The organism is Candidatus Poriferisocius sp. (assembly GCF_965202595.1).
Classification (GTDB): domain Bacteria; phylum Actinomycetota; class Acidimicrobiia; order Acidimicrobiales; family Bin134; genus Poriferisocius.
This window is the reverse complement of record NZ_OZ241836.1, coordinates 457176-476474: the sequence shown is the minus strand read 5'-3', so window position 1 is coordinate 476474 and position 19299 is coordinate 457176. Positions and strand designations below refer to the sequence as shown.

Annotated in this window: 15 protein-coding genes; 3 read left to right on the top strand and 12 right to left on the bottom strand. The window is 59.3% G+C overall.

Annotated elements, in window-relative coordinates:
- Positions 1 to 7 precede the first annotated feature (7 nt).
- The 8 genes from ACOGXC_RS02500 to ACOGXC_RS02465 form a co-directional block, all read right to left on the bottom strand.
- Complete coding sequence (locus tag ACOGXC_RS02500) at positions 8 to 136, bottom strand: universal stress protein (RefSeq protein ID WP_419919996.1); 129 nt, start codon at positions 134 to 136, stop codon at positions 8 to 10.
- A 184-nt stretch (positions 137 to 320) separates the two neighbouring features.
- Positions 321 to 1235 (bottom strand): nucleotidyl transferase AbiEii/AbiGii toxin family protein, encoded by a 915-nt coding sequence (locus tag ACOGXC_RS02495; protein WP_419919995.1) that lies wholly within the window; start codon positions 1233 to 1235, stop codon positions 321 to 323.
- Between the two features lie 227 nt (positions 1236 to 1462).
- Positions 1463 to 1813, bottom strand: coding sequence for a hypothetical protein (locus ACOGXC_RS02490; RefSeq protein WP_419919148.1), 351 nt, complete (start codon positions 1811 to 1813; stop codon positions 1463 to 1465).
- A gap of 547 nt (positions 1814 to 2360) precedes the next feature.
- The gene (locus ACOGXC_RS02485) at positions 2361 to 2879 is read right to left on the bottom strand and encodes a universal stress protein (protein ID WP_419919147.1); all 519 of its coding nucleotides are present in this window, start codon (positions 2877 to 2879) and stop codon (positions 2361 to 2363) included.
- Between the two features lie 9 nt (positions 2880 to 2888).
- Positions 2889 to 3677 (bottom strand): SDR family NAD(P)-dependent oxidoreductase, encoded by a 789-nt coding sequence (locus ACOGXC_RS02480; RefSeq protein WP_419919146.1) that lies wholly within the window; start codon positions 3675 to 3677, stop codon positions 2889 to 2891.
- A gap of 78 nt (positions 3678 to 3755) precedes the next feature.
- Entirely contained in the window at positions 3756 to 4385 is a 630-nt protein-coding gene (locus ACOGXC_RS02475; protein ID WP_419919145.1) for a cysteine hydrolase, read from the bottom strand.
- 109 nt (positions 4386 to 4494) lie between these two features.
- Positions 4495 to 5301, bottom strand: a complete 807-nt coding sequence (locus tag ACOGXC_RS02470) for a trypsin-like peptidase domain-containing protein (RefSeq protein WP_419919144.1) — start codon at positions 5299 to 5301, stop codon at positions 4495 to 4497.
- Between the two features lie 36 nt (positions 5302 to 5337).
- Positions 5338 to 6483 carry an acyl-CoA dehydrogenase family protein gene (locus tag ACOGXC_RS02465; RefSeq protein WP_419919143.1) on the bottom strand — a complete coding sequence of 382 codons (1146 nt, stop codon included), beginning with the start codon at positions 6481 to 6483 and terminating at the stop codon, positions 5338 to 5340.
- Between the two features lie 136 nt (positions 6484 to 6619).
- Here ACOGXC_RS02465 and ACOGXC_RS02460 point away from each other — a divergent pair, with 136 nt between their 5' ends.
- Both ACOGXC_RS02460 and ACOGXC_RS02455 read left to right on the top strand, forming a co-directional pair.
- Entirely contained in the window at positions 6620 to 11050 is a 4431-nt protein-coding gene (locus ACOGXC_RS02460) for a fibronectin type III domain-containing protein (RefSeq protein ID WP_419919142.1), read from the top strand.
- A complete protein-coding gene (locus tag ACOGXC_RS02455) occupies positions 11047 to 12801 on the top strand; it encodes an AMP-binding protein (protein WP_419919141.1) in 1755 nt (584 codons plus the stop codon). Before ACOGXC_RS02460 ends, ACOGXC_RS02455 begins: the two co-directional genes overlap by 4 nt.
- Before the next feature lie 37 nt (positions 12802 to 12838).
- Here the strand turns inward: ACOGXC_RS02455 and ACOGXC_RS02450 are convergent, their stop codons facing one another.
- Together ACOGXC_RS02450 and ACOGXC_RS02445 are read right to left on the bottom strand one after the other, a co-directional pair.
- Positions 12839 to 14227 (bottom strand): amidohydrolase family protein, encoded by a 1389-nt coding sequence (locus ACOGXC_RS02450; protein WP_419919140.1) that lies wholly within the window; start codon positions 14225 to 14227, stop codon positions 12839 to 12841.
- Positions 14228 to 14256: 29 nt separating this feature from the next.
- A complete protein-coding gene (locus ACOGXC_RS02445; protein ID WP_419919139.1) occupies positions 14257 to 14898 on the bottom strand; it encodes a hypothetical protein in 642 nt (213 codons plus the stop codon).
- Positions 14899 to 14946: 48 nt separating this feature from the next.
- Here ACOGXC_RS02445 and ACOGXC_RS02440 point away from each other — a divergent pair, with 48 nt between their 5' ends.
- On the top strand, positions 14947 to 18171 hold the full coding sequence (locus ACOGXC_RS02440) for an AAA domain-containing protein (RefSeq protein WP_419919138.1): 3225 nt from the start codon (positions 14947 to 14949) through the stop codon (positions 18169 to 18171).
- Positions 18172 to 18182: 11 nt separating this feature from the next.
- Here ACOGXC_RS02440 and ACOGXC_RS02435 read toward each other — a convergent pair whose 3' ends face one another.
- Entirely contained in the window at positions 18183 to 18701 is a 519-nt protein-coding gene (locus ACOGXC_RS02435; protein WP_419919994.1) for an HNH endonuclease signature motif containing protein, read from the bottom strand.
- Positions 18698 to 19165, bottom strand: a complete 468-nt coding sequence (locus tag ACOGXC_RS02430; protein ID WP_419919137.1) for a hypothetical protein — start codon at positions 19163 to 19165, stop codon at positions 18698 to 18700. Before ACOGXC_RS02430 ends, ACOGXC_RS02435 begins: the two co-directional genes overlap by 4 nt.
- Positions 19166 to 19299: the final 134 nt, after the last annotated feature.

The following is a 19299-nucleotide window of genomic DNA, read 5'->3' as shown; positions in this document are numbered from 1 at the left end:
ACCTACCCTAGGTCGGCAAATCGGGGCGAACTATAACCACCGGGCAGCTTCCCTGATGGGTGATTTGCTGGCTGACCGATCCGAGGAGCAGGCCCCTGAATTCGCCAACCCACCCACCGAACCGTGCCCCGACGATAGTTCAGCGCAGGCCCTAAACGGCAAGACGGAGGGGGTTCGGCAGCGATTCTGACCGCACTGTGTTTGGGCAGCACCATTTCTACTCGTGTGTCAATCACCCCAAAGAAGTTTGCCCGCAAAGCCAAGATAAGCCGAACTCAACTAGACGAGTTGCTGTCTGGTGATTGGACTCCTACTTCCGGTCAGTACGGGAAGTCCAGGCTGGCAGCCAACTCCAAGGCTTCCTCGAACGGTGGAGGAGCTTCCCAAACCAGGCGCGTCGCAGCGGCATAACCATGCCGTAAGGCTTCTTGAGATTCAGAGCCGGTGCGGAACAAGATACTGGCGCTGTAGCCTTGGCGTGGGCGGGGAACTGTGATGCGGTTCCCCGTTGTTCGGGATGCTTGCTCTGCCAGTTCGGGGATAGCCTCGCGAACCTTATAGGCACGATCCGAAAGGGCTATCATCGCCAAATCGTAAAGGTCGCGTCCCCGACCGATGATGCCTCTTAGGTTGTTGGTTTCGGCGCGCCGGTGCAAAGCATCGAACTTGTTGGCTGCCGTGTACTCTGGTGTGATGGTAGGCAACTCAAAACCGCCAAGTTCTGGGTACGACTTCAACTGCTCCGCCGAAGCAAACCGGCCCATTATTGAGATAATCTCACTGGTATCGTAAAGCGTCGGAGCGCAGTCCTCAACCGATGTTTCCATTTTCAAGAATTTCGGATTATTGCCCAGCCCGAAATAGGTAATCCTGTGACCGACATCGCCCATATGTATCACGGTGCTGTCCTCAGGGTTGGTCACACCAGTAGCCACATATTTTGTGACAATGCTCAACGCTTTGGTGCGAGAACTTTGCGAGGCTTGTGGGTAAAACATTAGCGCCATCAAATCCAAGTCCTCGGAATACCTCCTAGTTATGTCCCAGGCGGAAACCAACGATGTGCCTCCAGCGAAGGCCACAACTGCCGACTCTTTCCGAGTCTTCCCTTGCCCACTGTAGATAATGGCATCCCTACCGGCTGTGCGAAACAGGCTGTAGAGACAAGAAGTCAGCCAATAATCACGGGCTAAGTTGACCTCCTCTATACTGATCTCTGAGCGAACTTTGTCCATAAGCGCTTCAAACTCTGCAGGAGAGGCAGCCAACCCCGATGCCTCAGCAACTACTCCCCAATTGCTTAACTTTGAAGCTTCTGCTTGTTCTCGCTTCTCCAGGTCAACCTGAGATGTGGGGGGAGGCAGCGCTCGCGGTTTGCCTGTTCCGTGGTTGTGCGGGCAGCTCTCTTTTGGGTTTCGACATGGTTGACCGTCGTAGGTGTTCCTCGAACCGCATCTAGGCATTAGGCAACCTTTTTTGATTCGGAATTCTCTAAAGCGTAAGCGAGGTCATCAACCTTCCAGCTTTTTTCAGCGGTTTGTTTTTTCTCGGTTTCCAGTGCCCATTGCAACGCTTCCCCTCGCACAAGAATCTGGTTGCCCCATCCAGGCAGCCTGGCAGCCGACTCGCCGCATACCAGCCGTTCCACGCATTCATCCCAAGGCTCCTCGGTGTAGATGAAATAATCAAGAGCTTCCAGCACGGTGACTTCGGCCCATGTCAGGTTGGCACGCCGCTCATTACTGTTTGACGAATAGACCACAGATTTGTGGATGGGCGAAGGTGTTCGGCCTACCACAACGACCCTGTACATGGGTGAGCATTGCAGCGTCCACCCCAGAGCGTTCAAAGCACTCCACTCTTTCAGTCCCGCTCCCGGCCCTCCATGTATCAGCGCTCCTACGTTGATGTTAGGCCCACATTTGTAGTATTCGTGCTCTTCCGGGAAGCCTCTCCAGTAAAGTCTGGGTGCCACTCTCCAGATGCCATGCCTCTCATCATTCTTGAGCCTGGACAGCACGGGACGAGCGATCTCGGGTTTGACTGGGATGTCGTCAAGAGTGAACCATCTGCCTGGGGGCAATCCCAGTATCCAGTCACGGGCGGCAGCGCTTTGAGAAGGCATACCCGAGACAATACCAGATCCACAATTTTTAAGCAACGGAAATAAAGGGATCGAATAAAATTGTGAAACTGCTGAAGCAGAAGAAGTAGTCTCCTGGCCGGCAACGTGGTGTCGGTACAGGAGTTCAAGCAACGGGCACTGGACAGCATCAAATCGGTGGTGGACCGCCGCGGGCCGGGAAAAACGATGCTTAGGTGGGCAAATCGGGGCGGACGATCACCACCGGGCAGCTTCCCTAGGTGGGCAAATCGGGGCGGACGATCACCACCGGGCAGCTTCCCTGATGGGTGATTTGCTGGCTGACCGATCCGAGGAGCAGGCCCCTGAATCCGCCTCGACCCCGGGAGCCCACCACCAGCATGGCCGCATTGGATGATTCGGCAACCAGGGTGTCGGCCGCCCGACCCCGCACCACCCGGCGTTTGATCTCCACCCCCTCGGCATCCACCTCGGCCAAAACCTCATCGACAACGCTGTCCTGCATCCGCTTGACCTCAACCTCCAGATCGATGGGATCCAACGGCACATAGTTGAAATCCGGCGAGGCCGGAACATAAGTAGTGGAATAGGCCGTCACCACATCAATGCAGGCATTACGATAACGAGCCTCCTTGATGGCCCAGCGGAGCGCAGCCCGGGCCCCGCCCGATCCCTCAACCCCGACAACTATCCGGCTCCGCGGTTTCCCACTCTGGGGTGCCCCACCCTGCGGCACCCCACTCTGCGGGTTACTGGCCATCTCCCCCATGGGCATCAAGTGTAGCTACATGGGATGGTAGGGGAAGTTGGCATCCACTCCCCCGTCCACCACCAGGGTCCGGCCCGACACGAAACCGGAGATGGGAGCCGAAAGGAACAGCACCGCCCCGGCAATGTCCGAGGGTACCCCCATGTGACCCAGCGGCACGGTGGCCGCATTGGCCGCGGCCCGTTCCTCGTCGAACAGGGCTTCCATGCGAGGGGTCAGAATCGTGCCCGGGGCCACACAGTTGGCCCGAATACCGTAGGGGGCCAACTCGATGGCCACCGATTGCATCCACGACATCAGCCCGGCCTTGGCCGCCCCGTAGTGGGCGTGATTGGGGGCGGCGGTAAGGCCGCTCACCGAGGCTATGAACACCATCGTGCCCCCGCCGGTCTCCTTCATGGCCCGCCCGGCGATCTGGGAGATGAGGTAGGCGTGGCGCAACACCATGTCGAACTGCCAGTCCCACTCGGCATCGTCGATCTCCAGCACCCCGCTCCACCCCGAAATGCCCACGATGTCCACGATCCCGTCGATGGATCCCATCGCCCGGCCGGCCTCGTCAACCAATGCCTGCACATCGGCCCGCTTGGTGATGTCGGCAGTCCAGGCGATGCCCCCCACCTCCTCGGCCACCTGCTCGGCCCGCTCGGGCTCGAGGTCCACACAAAAAACCTTGGCCCCCATCTGGGCCAGGGCGTGCGAGGACTGCCGTCCCATGCCCTGACCGGCACCGAGCACAATGAAACCCTTGCCGTCGAGCCGCATCAGCCCGGCGTAGTCGGGAACGGGTGAAGTGTCAGCCATGGTTGAGCCTCCTAATCGTTTGACCCTTGGGACGGATGTTCAAACGGATGTTCAAGTTCAAACGGATGTTCAAAATCGTCATGCCCATCGAGCCACAATGTCGTCCACGGTGAGCATGGTAGTGAGAAACGCCATGGTGTTGTCCATAACCGCGTCTCCGTAGTCGGCGGGGATGCCGGCCACCGCGTCTCCGGCCAGCACCACCTGATAGCCCAGGTCCACCGCATTGATCACCAGCCCCATGACCCCCACGTTCAACGACACCCCGACGGCGATAACCGTGGTCACCCCCAGGTTGCGCAGGGTCTGGTCGAGCGAGGTGCCCATGAACGGGGACATGCCGTGCCAGCGGGCTATCTCTATGTCGGAGGGTTGGGGGTCGAACTCGGGGACAACCTGGGCCGATTCCGAGCCCATCAGCAACCCCCCCGCCTGCTCGCTCATCCTGGCCGTCGCCGCCAGCATCCGGCAGTTGGCGGCGCTGCCCGCCCGGTCAGCCCGGAAATGGGCCAGGCAATGCACCACCGGCACCCCCACCCGCCGGGCTCCGGAGCACAGCCGGGCCCCGGCATCCAGGGCCCCCCGATCCAGCATCACATCCCGCAAATCGTTCATCGCCGCCATGTCGCCAATCACCCCCCGCTGGCACTCCATGGTGACCACGGCGGTGTGCGAAGGGGACAAAAGCTCGTCCAAGTCCATGGGCATCAACCGAGACTAGCGCCTGAACCAATACCAGCGCCCGAACCGGGCGGCTACAGCGTGCGGCATTGAACGGGGGATCCCACTCCGGGCCTACCCACCCCGAACCGGGCGGCTACAGCGTGCGGCAGGGCGGGGTGGGGATGGGGGTTCGATCGGTCTCCGCCAAGAAATCGGCGATCTCGCCACCATCCAGGGCGTACCCCGGGTTCTGCCGGCCCCGATGGATGCCGAACGCCATACCCACCACCTCGCCCGAGATGTTGACCAGAGCCGCCCCGGAGTCGCCCGCCGCCAATGTCGAGCTGATCTCCAGCACGTCGCGGCCTTGTGTCTGCTGCCCGTAGAAGTCGCGGCCCACATCCAGCCTCCGGGCGGTCACCTCGAAGGGCACGAACACCAACTTGCCATCGGAGTCAACCGTGGCGACATCACCGATCTCGGTGGCCACCGCGCCCTTCGAGGACAGCGCAACCGGGGATGCCCCCAGATCCGGCACCGACAGCGCGGCGATGTCCCGGCCGGGGTCGAACCCCGCCAGCGTGGCGATCACCGGGCCACGGCCGGGCGCACCCACCTCAATGCGGTCGATGCCGGCCACCACATGGGCGTTGGTGATCACCAGACCGGGCTCAACCATGAACCCGGTTCCCTCGATGAACGTGCCGCAGGCCGTGCCGCTGACGTGGGCAACCGCATTGCGAATGCCCTCCCGCTGGGCCAGCACCGGTCGCAACGGAGAATCCAAACCCCAAGTGAGACCCCACCCCACCAGCAACCCCACCGCAACCAGCCAAAACAAACGCTTCGGCCACTTGCTCCCCGATTGCTCCCCGGTCGCCAACTGCTCACCCCCCGATTGCTCCCCGTCCAACAACTGCTCGACCCCCGATTGCTCCCCGTCCAACAACTGCTCGCTCACCGCAACCCCACATCCTGCATCAGGACAAGACCCCCATCAGGAATAGCGCTCACGGAGGTGGCGAGCGATCACCATCTTTTGGATCTCGCTGGTTCCCTCTCCGATAATCATTAGGGGCGTGTCCCTGAAGTAACGCTCCACCGGGTACTCCTGGGTGTAGCCGTTGCCCCCATGGATGCGCAGCGCGTCGGAGGCGATCTCGAAGGCAACCTCGGAGGCGAAAAGTTTGGCCATGCCTGCCTCCATATCCATGCGCTCGCCGGAGTCGTAGCGGCGGGCGGCATCGTAGGTCATCAACCGGGCGGCGTGGAGCTTGGTGGCCATCTCGGCCAGCTTGAACCCGATGGCCTGGTGGTCGTAAATGGGCCGCCCGAAAGTCTCCCGCTCCCGGGCATACTTCATGGCCGCATCCAACGCCGCCTGGGCCACTCCCACCGACCGGGCGGCTATGTTGATCCGACCCAACTCCAGCGCCGACAAGGCATAGCGCAAACCGTGACCCACGCCCTCGGGCCCCCCGAGCACGTTGGCATCGGGCACCCGGAAGTCGGTGTAGGTCATCTCCACCGTCTCCACCCCCCTGTAGCCCAGCTTGGGGATGGAGCGGGCCACGCTGAGCCCGTCGCCACCCGGCCCCGGCTCCTTCTCCACGATGAAGCAGGTGATGCGGTCGTCGGGAGTGCGGGCCATGAGCATGACCATCTGGGCCCGCATGCCGTTGGTGACCCACATCTTGGTGCCGTTGATAACCCACTCGTCGCCGTCGGGCACCGCCCGGCAGCGGATGTTGCGGGTATCGCTGCCGGCGTCGGGCTCCGACAGCGAGAACGCCGACCGCATCGACCCATCACACATGCGGGGCAGAAAGCCCGCCCGCTGCTCATCGGTGCCGTAACGACCGATCATGGTGGCGGCGATCTTGTGGGTGTTGAGGATGCCGGCCAGCGACATCCACCCCCGGGACAGCTCCTCGATGATGCGAGCGTAGGTGGTTATGTCCAGGCCCAGCCCGCCATGGGCCGGGTCGATGGTGGCCCCGAACAGGCCGAACCGGCACATCTGGGCGAACATTGCCTCGGGGAACTCGTCGGCGTGCTCGTAGGCGGAGGCTTGAGGGATCACCTCCCTGTCCACCCAGGTTCTGATCGCACCAACCAGCTCGTCGGCGAGTTCGGGATCCATAGCCCAGCCAGGATAGGCCGGTATCCGGCGGTGTTGCTGCTTGGCGGTGTTGCTTCCCGGCGGTGTTGCTGCTTGGTTGAAGGGTGGGCAGAGGGGCGACACCCACTAAAGGTTGGCTGCGGGTATAGTTGTGGGCATGCGTTTCGCGGACGGCTCCACTTTCCACAACTTCCGTTGCATCATGGGGGTTCGCCGCATCACGGGCTTGCTTCTGGCCGTGGCTCTGGGGGCAACCGGGCTGCTGGTGGCCACCGCCCCCGGAGGTGCCGCCCAGTCGAACGGTTCCGATGGCTTGAGCACGGAGTTCTGCATCAACTACAGCCTGGGCGGGCCCCGGATGTTCCCCTTCGACAGCACCGGTGATGGGGTGGCCGACATCTGCTCGCTGCCCTACACCCAGCGAGAGGCGATAGCCCGCCAGTTCGCCATGAGAAAGCTGATCGAGAACCTGCCGGCGCGGGAGTTCGCCGCCGCGCTGGCCTCGGCGTGCGCGTCATTGCAAGGTCGGGGATTCGGCGACGACACCCCGCAAGCCCTGGCCGCCGATGCTTGTGCCACCGGGGTTATAGCCCCGCTCCCGAGGCCACCGGCGAACTCGCAGCGGTTCTTCTCCGGGCCGGTGGTCAACGGTCCCGAGTTCTGTGCGAACTTCAGTTTGCGCCAGGGCGGGCCGCAGATGTTCCCCCTGGACAGCAACCGCGACGGGGTGGCCGACATCTGCTCGCTGCCCTACACCCGGCGGGAGGCGGTAGCCCGCCAGTTGGCCATGGAGAATCTGGCCAGAAAGTACGCCGAGGACCTCAAGAGCAACCTGGTATCGGCCTGCGCCGACCTGGAGGGTAGGAGGTTCGCCGACAAACCCCGCGATCTGAACAACGATGTCTGCTCCGCACCGCCGCCGCCCCCGGCCGCCGCGCCCGGTGCCCCCACCAACATCGTCACCACCCCCGGCAACCAGCAAATCACCATCACCTGGGCCATCGCCGCCAGCAACGGCGCCCCCATCACCGCCTACACCGTGGCCCGCAAACCCAACACCACCGCCTGCCCCACCACCCTCGACAACACCTGGACCCAACAAACCACCACCGCAACCACCCTCACCATCACCGGCCTCACCAACGGCACCATCCAACGCCTCTGCCTCAGAGCCACCAACAGCCAAGGCAACGGCCCCTGGGCCACAGCCATCGCCACCCCATCGGCCGCTCCCGGTGCCCCCACCAACATCGTCACCACCCCCGGCAACCAGCAAGCCACCATCACCTGGGCCGCCGCCCCCGACAACGGTGCCCCCATCACCGCCTACACCGTGGCCCGCAAACCCAACACCACCGCCTGCCCCACCACCCTCGACAACACCTGGACCCAACAAACCACCACGGAAAACGCTCTCACCATCACCAGCCTGACCAACGGCATCCCCTACCGGGTTTGCCTCAGAGCCACCAACAGCCAAGGCAACGGCCCCTGGGCCACAGCCATCGCCACCGCATCCGCCGCGCCGGGTGCCCCCACCAACATCGTCATCTCCTCCGGCAACCAGCAAATCACCATCACCTGGACCGCCGCCCCCGACAACGGTGCCCCCATCACCGCCTACACCATCCAATACTGCACCGTATCCGGTAGTGCCTGTGCAGGCCCATGGGTTGACTCCGGCACCACGGCCACCACGAGCCATACCATCACCGAGCTCGCCAACGGTGCCCCCTACGGAGTGAGGATTCGAGCTTCCAATACCTACGGTGACGGCAACTGGAGCGCCACCACCCTCGGCAGGACCATAGCCAAGGCCCCCAACGCTCCCTCGGGTTTGACCCCCACCATCAGCAGCCGTCAAATCCAACTACGGTGGACCGCTCCCGCCGACAACGGTGCCCCCATCACCGCCTACACCGTTCAGTGCCGGCTGGCCGACCGGGGGACCACCACCGGCAACTGCAACAACAATTCCTGGGCTCCCCATACCATCGTTACCGGAACATCCACCACAATCACCACCCTGAACAACGGAAAGACCTATGAGATACGGGTAAGAGCCACCAACAGCGTGGGTAACAGCCCCTGGAGCACCGTCAACACCGCCGTATCGGACAGGCCCAGCAGCCCCACCAACCTCCGGGCCGTAACCAGCGGGCGCAGTATAGCGGTTTCGTGGTCTGCGCCCGCCTCCGGGGGCCTGCCCGTTACCTCCTACACCGTTGATTACTGCACCGGTGGCTGCACATCCTGGAGCACCAGGACTGTCTCCGGTAACCCGCCGGCCACATCCACAACCCTAACCGGTTTGAGAACCAGCTCCACCTACAACGTGAGGATCCAGGCTTCCAACGCCGTCGGCAGCAGCGCTTGGAGCAGGTCCACTTCTGCCACCACCCCCACCCCACCCAGCAAACCCTCCCAATTACGAATTACCAATACGGCATCAGCCAAGCTCACCATCAGTTTCACCCCATCCACCAGCGTCGGGACATCGGCCCCAACCGGTTACAACGCCCAGATATGCACCGCCAGAAGGAGCAGCGGTGGCGCGTGGTCATGCAGCAGTTCGTGGCGTTCCATCGAAATCTCGCCCGTCGATGGACAAACCAACACTTACAGGATGGCCGGCCTTAGCGGTGAGACTGACTACAGCGTGCGGGTTCAGGCCGTCAACGCCGCCGGGAGCAGCGACTGGAGCAATGTCGTCACTGACAGAACCGCTGTCATAACTGCTCCCGCCTCTCCCACGGACTTTACCGCTACCACCGGTAACGGCTTTATCAGGATGCAATGGAACACCCCCAACACCGGAGGAGCCCCCATCACCCGCTACACCGTGGGCTGCCGAAGCCCCGGCGGCACACAGACAACCGGAAACTGCCGAAATAATCCCTGGACTGACCACACGACCACCTCCGGCACTTCTATCACCATCAGCAACCTCAACAACGGCCAGAAGTACTCGGTGCGGGTCAAGGCCCACAACAGCAAGGGCCACGGCGGTTGGAGCACTATAGAAAACATCACCCCGGCAGCTCTGCCCAGCGCCCCAACCACGCTCACCCTCACCGAGAGCCCCAGCGTTGGTTCCACCCTTGTTGCCAAATGGTCCGGAGCCAAACGCAACGGTTCCCGCATCACCAGTTACACTCTGGAATACCGGCCCCGCGGCGGTTCCTGGAGTCTTGCCCATGTGGGCTCGGCCCGCACTAAGGACCTGCTCAACCTCAGGCGCGGCACCACTTACGAGGTGCGGGTCAGGGCCACCAACGCCAAAGGCACCAGCGGATGGAGCCATGTAGTAAGTACCCTCCTGCCCTCCGGACCTGGCAAACCCGCCAAACCGTCCCTAACTCCAGGAGCCGGCCAGATCACCGCCAACTGGTCTGCTCCCGCTCACACCGGAGAATCGGCCATCACCGGCTACAACGTCCAGCGCTGCACGGCAAGAACCAACAACAACGTGAAATCATGCAGCGGCTCGTGGGTCACCGTTACCACCAGCGGTAGCAGCACCACGACCGATAAAGATACCACCAGCCACAAGATCACCGGTCTCAATGCCGGTACCTTGTACGGGGTTCGGGTCCAGGCCGTCAACGCCGCTGGTGGTGGTAGCTGGAGCGATATCGCATTCGCCACTACCAATGCTGCCACTGTTCCCATCGCTCCCGGTTCGGGCTGGACTCTTACCAGCGGTGACCGTTCCATCACGGTGAGATGGCCCGCCTTCGGCACCGGTGGGGCCCCCATCCTCAGATACACCGTGCAATGCAAAAGCGCCACCACCCAGACAACCGGAAGCTGCCGAAGCACCGACTATGCTGACTACAGGACCACATCCAGCACCTCGATGACCATCAGCGGCCTCAACAACGCTGTTGCGTACTCGGTACAGGTCAAGGCCACCAACAGGGTGGGCAACAGCGTTCCGGTTGAGTTGGGAGAAGCCACCCCGGCAACCCGCCCCACCGTTACCGATATCAGATTTGTCGCGGGCTACGAAAATGATAAGGGAACCCTAACCGTCAGTTGGGAAGCCAATGACAACGGTTCCCCCATCACGAGTTACTGGGTGCACCGATCCGTCGTGGGCGGCAGCCGGACTCTCGTTAGTGTGGTCACGGAACCCACTATCACCCTGAACGAGGACGACCTAGAAACCGGGCAAACCTACACATTCTACATTGAGGCTGAAAATGCCATGGGCAAAAGCGGCGAGACCAGTAGAACAACTACCTTCGTCCTCAGACCCAGCGAACCCCTCAAGCTGAAACTGAGACTAGATGGCGATGATATCTTTGCCTGGTGGAAAGAGCCCGCATTCCAGGGCGGTGGTGATACCAAAGTAACTGGTTACATCCTCCAATACTGCAACAGGGCCACAACCAAAACTAACGGTACATATGACAGTTGCACCGGCTCCTGGAGCGAAGACATAAGAAGAAATACCAACACAAAATCCTATAGAATCACCGATCCCAGTAGCGGCACCATCTACGCAGTGCGAGTCCGAGCCCTAAACCAGAACGGCATCAGCGATTGGGGCCGTTACGAAGTCATCACCACCCCGACCGAGTGATTAGGGTTCAAAGCCTTCGCAACGAAGTCATAGAGGAGCTGACCCGACCGGGGGGCCTGTTCGAGATGGCCACCGAGGAGGTGATGGGCCAGCCCGCGCTTGTTTTCACCTCAAGAATGCGATCGCTGCGAGAGATGGTTGCGAACACCGCCGCCAACGCCGACCGGGAGTTTCTGGTGCTGGAAACCCAGCGCCTGACGTTCGGGGATTTTGTTGCACAGGTGGGCGCGGCGGCAGCGGCGATGCAGGCCAGGGGTATGGGCCACGGCGACCGGGTGGCCATCTTCGCGGCCAACTGCCCGGAGTGGGTGGTTTCGTTCTTCGCCGCCACCAGCATCGGCGCTATCGTCTCGGCCTACAACGGCTGGTGGACTGCCGGCGAGGTGGAGTACGCCACCGCCATGAGCAAGCCGGCACTGATAATCGCCGACCACCCCCGCCTCGAGCGTTCCGGAACCGGCGATGCCAAGACCCCGCTCGTGGTGATCGAACACGAGTGGGAAGATTTTCTGGCTTCCGGCCGGGGAGCGACCCTCGGTGAGATCGCGGTACCGCTGGACGAGGACGACCCGGGCGTGATCCTGTTCACCAGCGGCACCACCGGCCGACCCAAGGGAGCGGTGGCCACGCATCGCGGGCTGATCGGCTTCGTTCAATCCACCTTCATGACCGGGGCGGTGCGAGCCATGTCAGAGCTGCGCGCCAATCCCCCCAGCCAGCCCGATCCCCCCAGCTCGCAGGGTGCGGATGCCGGTCCGCCCAATCCCCCCGGCCCGCCGGATTCCCCGAACCGGCAGGGTGCGGACGCCGCTCCGCCGGCGCAACCGGTCACTTTGGGCACCTCACCCCTGTTCCACGTTTCGGGCCTTTACGGCACCACGCTCATAAGCATGGTCACCGGAGGCAAGATCGTTTACCGCCGGGGACGCTTCGACCCCGAGGCGGTGCTCCAACTCATCCAGGACGAAAGGATCACGTCGGTTGCCGCTCTGGGCAACATCGGGGCCCGGCTGGCCAATCATCCCCGTTTCGGTGATTTCGATACCGCCAGCGTTGTCAACGTGGGCTTCGGGGGAGCCCCGGCCAGCCCGTCCACCCAGGAGCTCATGCGCCGGGCCTTCCCCAACGCCGCCGCCGCGGTGGGTATGGGCTACGGGTCCTCCGAAACCGTGGCGGTGGTGGCCGGCATCGGCGGGGCGGAGTATCTGGATCGGCCCACCTCCTGCGGGCGGGTTGCCGTGGGTTTCGAGGTGGAGATCCGGGGCTTGGACGGCCGGTTATTGCCCACCGGATCGGAGGGAGAGATATGGGTACGCAGCCCCTACACCATGCTGGGCTACTGGGGCGACCCCGAGGCCACTGCGCAGGCCATTGACGAGAACCGGTGGCTCAACACCGGCGACATCGGCAGCTTCGACGAGGATGGCTACCTGTACATCAACTCCAGGGCGCGGGACATGATCTTGCGCAACGCCGAGAACATCTACCCGATCGAGATCGAGTACCGCTTGGATGCCCACCCATCGGTTGGCGAGTCGGCGGTGTTCGGGGTTGACCATCCCGAGATGGGCCAGGAGGTCAAAGCCGTGGTGATGCCCGTTGCCGGCACCACAGTGGGGGTCGACGAATTGTCCGAGTGGTGTGCGGAGGTGCTGGCCCCCTACAAGGTGCCCACCCTCTGGGAGATCCGCCCCGACCCCCTCCCCCGAAACCCCGCCGGCAAGGTTCTGAAGCGCGAGCTGAGCTCCTGAGTCACCGGCGCAGCCAGCGCAGCCGGCGCAGCCAGCATCACCAGATGGGGAACTTGGCTTTGTCGGGGAGGCCGGAGCGGGCGACCACTGCTTCCCCGGCTTGCTGGCACCGGGCATAGAGGTGGTTCTCGTCCACGGTGGTCATGCGACCGGCCTCCACCACCTTGCGCCCGTCCACGAACACGGTGTGAACCCCCCGCCCATCAGCCGACCACACCAACTGGTTGATGACGTTCAGCAGCGGCCGCCATTCGGGGCGGTCGGTGTCGTGCAGCACCACATCGGCCAGCTTGCCGGGCTCGAGCGAGCCGATCCGGTCGTCCATCAACATGGTGCGTGCCCCACCCAGCGTGGCCATCTCGTAGGCCCTCTCGGCCGGGAACATCTGGGGATCCATGCGGGCATCCTTGAACAACCCGGCCACCAGATATGTGGCCCGCATCAAATCGGAATAGTTGGAGGCATTGTTGCCGTCGGTACCCAGGCTCACGTTCACCCCCGCGGTGACCATCTCCGGTATTCGCCCGATCTGGGTAACGCCATAGCTCACCTTCAGCGCCGTGGTCGGGCAATGCACCACCGACGAACCGGCCCCGGCCAAAAGACCGATCTCCTGATCGTCCACATGCACGCAGTGGGCGATGGCTGTGTCGGAGCCCAGCACCCCCAACTCGGCGAGATGAACCATGGGCCGCTGGCCGAAGGCGGCGATGAAGCCATCGGGGTCGAGCCGGGCGGGCGACATGTGGAAGTTGAGCCCCACCCCGAACTCGTCGGCCGCCGCCCGGGCCGCCTGCCACAGAGGATCGGAGCAGGTGGTGTGGCCCACCACCATCGACCACGCTCCCAACCGCCCCCCTGCCGCACCCCGGAACCGCTCCACGGTGTCCCGAAGGTTGGTAATGGCCTCATCGGTGTCCTGGCGGTAAACGCTGGGCTCGGGCGGCAGGTCCCAAACCCACCTGCCGATGCGACCCCGAATACCGGCTTCGTCCAAGCCGTCCATCACCTCGTCGACGAACCGCACAGTGCCGGCCTCCAAGAAGCAGGTGGTGCCCGACTTGAGCATCTCCACCGCGGCCAACTGGGCCGACAGCTTCTCCTCCTCGGCGGTGTGAACCGAGTACAGCGGGCACAACCACTGGAACACATTCTCCTCGAACGGCGTGTCATCGGGCACATAACCCCGGGTCAGGGGTTCGCCGGTGATATGGATGTGGGTATTGACCAGCCCCGGCGTAATCACGAACCGATCACCCCCCACCGTCTCGTCCGCCCGGTACCGAGCCTCCAGATCGGAAGCCTTACCCACATCCACTATCAGATTCCCCCGCACCGCCACCGCCCCCCGGCGAATAACATCACGGTGCTGGTTCATGGTAACCACATACCAGCCCTTGATAAGCGTATCAACACGTTCAGTCATCGTGCCTGAGCCAAATCAAGAGCTACAGATCACCAGGGTTCATCCAACACCTGAGCTTGCGCTTTGCTCAAGATATCATCAAGCCTTGAAGGCACATCGGTGTACACTGCATCAAGACGGGCAGTAACATCGTCATCATGATCGTCTGCGGCTGCCAGAAGATTCTCCAGTGCCTGCGCGTAGAGACTTGACCGCGAGCACTTGCGGCGGGCCGCCAATGCTTCAGCGGCCTCAAACACAGGATCGGGAATGGAAACGGCAACTTTCACGACCACAGTATAAAGATGAATTGCGTCGCCGTGCCTAATGGCTACGAGCTTATCGGGAGATCCAACCCGTGGAAGCGCCTCTGGCGTTGGATGTGGCGTGTTTTCGCCGTGCTGTCCGCCATAGCGGCTGCCACAGCATTGGCGTTTGCGATCGACTCGCGAGGCGAGTGCCGCTCCCGGCGGTGCGAGGCGGAGGCCGAAGACGCGCAGGAGCTGGCCATGATATTTGGTAGCATGGCTGGGGCCTTGTTGTTCTGGACACTGCTGTTCGCCTGCTTCTGTTGGCTGGCCCGCGAGCATCGAGCAGAACTTCGGCCCAAAATCAAGCAACCACCGGGTGGAGATCACGGCAAGAAGCCGCCGATAACGCGCCGAGCAGAACTTTGACCCATAATCAAGCAATCACCCCCACTAGAAGAACTCAACTTTGATGAGTAAGCACAGGTCAATATGAATCTCATCAAGAGTCAAACAGTGGTCATAGCTGGCCGGGTGAAGAATCGTCAAGTTATTCACCCTATTTCAAGCAACCAGCCTTTTGTTAAAGCGACTCTGTTAACTGAAGATGGAGACAGGGTAGCAGTAGTCTGGTGGGACTCAGGACGAGCACCTGCCGAAGGTGTGGATCTGAAGTTGAAAGGGGTAGTGCGTGAATACAACGGCAAACTGGAAGTGCACGCAAACGAATGGGATGTAAAAGAAACCGGGCCACCAAATCATCCAGCTGCACGAATCATAGGTTTCTACATGGAATGTGTAGAGTCGGAAGCAGCCAGTTCAGTTAGCCTACGGCTGAGCCACCGGAGTTATATTCAACTTAACAATGGATCAAGCCCAGTACTTGGCCCCCGTAATCTACCTACGGATGACCACAGTCGCTCATGGTGTCAGCAGAGAACTATGGCCCTAGGCGAATCTATTATAGCAGGATGGCCTTTGGTAATTGGGGTTGATATGGACAAAAACATCAAAGATATGGTTGCTTCCCCACTTTTAACAGTACCCGTACAACTCTCACAAACTGGCAAAACTTGGAGAATACAACCAGATAGTAATACTGTTGAACTAAACCCCTACTCACTCAACCTTTTAGGTATTGACCGTCAAGAAAGGGACGCTCTAGCTCAGCTTATTGAAGATACGCCCGCAGTTGAAGAGGCTCAATCTATGGAGGATCGTGCCTATGCAATTATATCCACTCTGCAACACAACGAAGTTGATGGATTAGCCAACCTAAACCCACAAGAGCTAACTGGGCAAGACGGAAGCGAGGGGATTCACAACACAGGGATTATCTTTGCTTCAAGCCGATCCATGCAATTCACTCGCATGCTGCTGGAAGACCTAGAGGAATTATTAAATAATCCAAAGTTGCTTGAAAAAGGCCCGGCAGCAGTAATGCTAGGGCTAGCTCCTGCACCTGCCGTCCCTTTCCCAAAACCACATCCTACGGTTCTTCCATCGACTATGGCGCAAGATCAAGCCGTTACCTCCGCAATGGAAAACATTTTTTCTGTAGTTACAGGCCCCCCTGGTACTGGCAAGTCACAGGTTCTCGTAAATGTAGTTACAGCAGCGATTGCCCGTCAAGAATCTGTATTGTTTGCATCTAAAAACAACCAAGCAGTGGATGTTGTGTTTGAACGTCTGGCACAAACCACCAAAGAACCCTGCATGATACGTGCAGGAGCAGCAGGCTACAGGAGCGATGTAGCATCAAATATCTCAAAAATATTGTCAACTCCACAAAAGACTATTGACCCTATGATTGCACACCACAAATGGACTGAAATTGAAGGTTCAGTTCTTTCTATTCATAATATACTTCAACACCGTCTCCAACTTGAGAATGAAATCAGTTACATGAAAGGTACTTTATATGACCGATTGAATGCCCTTCCTGCAAGTATGACAATAGATATCGATATTGAAAAAATTACTAGAATGCTAAAAAGAGTAGAGACTTCTCTTAGGGTATTTAGCGAAAGACTTGGGTTTATTTCACGCTGGAAAAAACATCAAAAGCGCCTTGATAAAGCAAGAAATGAGTTGCAAAATTTGTACAACATCAATATCATTAGCAGGGATAGTGTTGAACAATTGCTTAAATCAGTTGCAGATAAGCCTAAGAGATCATTGATACCTGTACGCGACTTTTATAATATTGAAAAAGTTGTCAGTGAAAATATCAATACCATCCGTTGGGCAAGAAATACTCAAGCCAAAATTGACCACAAATATCGCGAACTAAATAGCCTTCCAAACAAACAACAACTTGATGACCAACTCTACCAGATTAGCGAGAAAAGAACTGAAGCTGGTAGGGCACTGCTAGATACCCGATGGGAACAGATCCGCTGGGACAACCCTATAGCCAGAACTGCCTCAGGTGAACTTGCCGAACTGCTTAGAACAGTTTCAAAAACAGGCTCAGGGGCCCGCCGTGCCAGAAATAAAGTACAAGAATCACTTCCTTCACTTCCGGTTTGGGGTATCACAAACCTATCTGCTCGTACCAATTTGCCTCTTATTTCTGGGCTTTTTGATCTTGTTATTATAGACGAGGCCTCAGCTTGTGATGTCGCCTCAGCACTTCCCCTTTTAGTAAGAGCACGTCGAGCTTTAATTATTGGAGATCGAAAGCAGTTGATTCATACGACATCACTTAGTTCTACTCGGGAAGATTTTATTGGTAGACGCTGGGCTCTTACCGATGACCGTATTAATGAATTTAGCTATAAAAGCAGAAGTTGTTTTGGGTTGGCATCTACTCGTGTTGATGAATCCCCTATTTTTTTGGACCTACATTTTAGATCACATCCTGCAATCATTGGTTTTTCCAACAATTACTTCTATGATAATCGGCTTGAGCTGTGTTCTACCAGTAGGCCACCTCAAGAATTGCCTGCAATTGAGTGGGTACGAGTTGATGGTGATAGCAGAAAAGGTCCAGGTGGGCGTAGCCGTATCAACCCTCAAGAAGCGACAGTATTGGCCAGCGCTGTGAACGCTAACCTGCCCACCCTTAATGGGCTTGGTCTTTCCCTAGGTGTGGTTACTCCATATAGGGCTCAAGCAGATCTTATTATTGATCACCTTAGCAGAACTCTCAGCGATGAAATGCGCGATAAAGTCACGGTTGCAACTGCACACCGATTCCAGGGTGACGAACGCGACGTAATTTACTTCTCACCTGTGGTAGGTCCTTCAACGACTAAACCACAGGCCACTTTTGCTGCCGATCCCAACCTTGTAAATGTAGCCTTGACAAGGGCACGTCGACGGCTTGTCATATTTGGGAACATGGAAGCCTGCCTAAGGCACAATAATATTTTAGCAGACTTGGCCAGATATGTGAGCCGTCTTGAAGCAGGATCTTTTGACAGCCCACTCGAACTAGCTCTACACGAAGCTCTACTTGACCAGGGTATTGTGGCTACCACCGGTATGATAGTAGCAGGCCACCGACTGGATCTAGCCATCAACCAAGGAAGCTACCGCCTTGACATTGAATGTGACGGTGCTGCCTTTCATATAGATCGAGAAGCTGATTCAATACGAGACCGGGCCATAAAGGCAGAGGGGTGGACAATTATGCGTTTCAGTGGGAGACGCCTCAGCACCGACCTGACCGGCTGTGTCAACGAAATCATTTCAGAGCTGCTTCCCGAATAGGATATTGTTGTTCAGGTTTGGAGTATGGGGTTGTGTTGGCTGGGTTGATAGGTGGTTGTTGCGGTGTTGGGGAATGGGTCGGGTGGGGGTTTGAGGTAGTGTCGGCCTTGGTGGTTTTGGTGGACTTGCCAGTTGGTGTCGTGGGTTAGGTGGTGGCAGCCGGGGCATAGTTGGACGAGGTTGTCGATGTTGGTTTCGCCGCCGTTGGCCCAATGGTGGATATGATGGGCTTCGCAGCGTTCCGATGGGGTGTTGCAGCCGATGCAGCCGCCGTCTCGGGCGGCGAGCATGAGTTTCTGGTTCAGCGATGCTGATCGTTTCGAGCGGCCCAGCCACAGTGGTAGGCCTTTGGTGTCCACGAACGCGGTGTACACCTCGACGTTTTCCAGGATTCCCTCCAGCAGCTCCGGGGGTACGGGTTGGCCATCATCGAGGCGAGGCGCTCCCAACTCACCGGTAGTAGTGTTGTAATCGCTGATAACCATCAGATTCGCCGGCGCGGCTCGTTGCGTAGCGTCGCGGGTGATCATCTGCACCAGGGCATTTCTTCCTCACCCCGATAATCGGGCTTCCCAGCCACCCGGTCAATAACCCGAGCATGACCGGAGTTGATCTCACCGGCAACCAACGCCTCCAGGGTGGAGGGAAAGTTTTCCGCCAAAGACACCGCCGTTTTCACATCACCCGAAGCGCGACCCGCCGACTCCAACACCCGCTCCCTCAACACCGCGGCAGCTTCACGATTACTACTCCGGCGAGCCCTCTCAGCCAACACCTCAGCCAAACAACCCTCAATCCTGGCCCTGGCCTTACCAAGCTCCTCAATACGGTCATCCAACTCATCCAAAGACAAACCATCAACACTACGACGGGTAACACGAATAACAAACCCTCCATCAGAAGCCAAAACAGCCTCACCCACAAACCCGGTCCGGTCATCCCCAGCCGGGTTTTCAGCAACAACTAAACTGGTATCCATATCGCTCAACTCCATACCAAACATCATACCAACCACCTGCGACACATACCCCCAAACAACTGGCAACCAACCCAAACGATCCATGCTAAACTTGGCTAAATTTGATCTTGACCGCCAACAAAGCTTGTTTACCTAGCCAATTTTGGTAT

Coding starts and splice junctions, on each gene's coding strand:
- ACOGXC_RS02495 (WP_419919995.1), bottom strand. CDS start 1,235: ATGGACAAAGTTCGCTCAGAGATCAGTATAGAGGAGGTCAACTTAGCC.
- ACOGXC_RS02490 (WP_419919148.1), bottom strand. CDS start 1,813: ATGTACAGGGTCGTTGTGGTAGGCCGAACACCTTCGCCCATCCACAAA.
- ACOGXC_RS02485 (WP_419919147.1), bottom strand. CDS start 2,879: ATGCCCATGGGGGAGATGGCCAGTAACCCGCAGAGTGGGGTGCCGCAG.
- ACOGXC_RS02480 (WP_419919146.1), bottom strand. CDS start 3,677: ATGGCTGACACTTCACCCGTTCCCGACTACGCCGGGCTGATGCGGCTC.
- ACOGXC_RS02475 (WP_419919145.1), bottom strand. CDS start 4,385: ATGCCCATGGACTTGGACGAGCTTTTGTCCCCTTCGCACACCGCCGTG.
- ACOGXC_RS02465 (WP_419919143.1), bottom strand. CDS start 6,483: ATGGATCCCGAACTCGCCGACGAGCTGGTTGGTGCGATCAGAACCTGG.
- ACOGXC_RS02460 (WP_419919142.1), top strand. CDS start 6,620: ATGCGTTTCGCGGACGGCTCCACTTTCCACAACTTCCGTTGCATCATG.
- ACOGXC_RS02450 (WP_419919140.1), bottom strand. CDS start 14,227: ATGACTGAACGTGTTGATACGCTTATCAAGGGCTGGTATGTGGTTACC.
- ACOGXC_RS02440 (WP_419919138.1), top strand. CDS start 14,947: ATGAATCTCATCAAGAGTCAAACAGTGGTCATAGCTGGCCGGGTGAAG.
- ACOGXC_RS02435 (WP_419919994.1), bottom strand. CDS start 18,701: ATGATCACCCGCGACGCTACGCAACGAGCCGCGCCGGCGAATCTGATG.
- ACOGXC_RS02430 (WP_419919137.1), bottom strand. CDS start 19,165: ATGGAGTTGAGCGATATGGATACCAGTTTAGTTGTTGCTGAAAACCCG.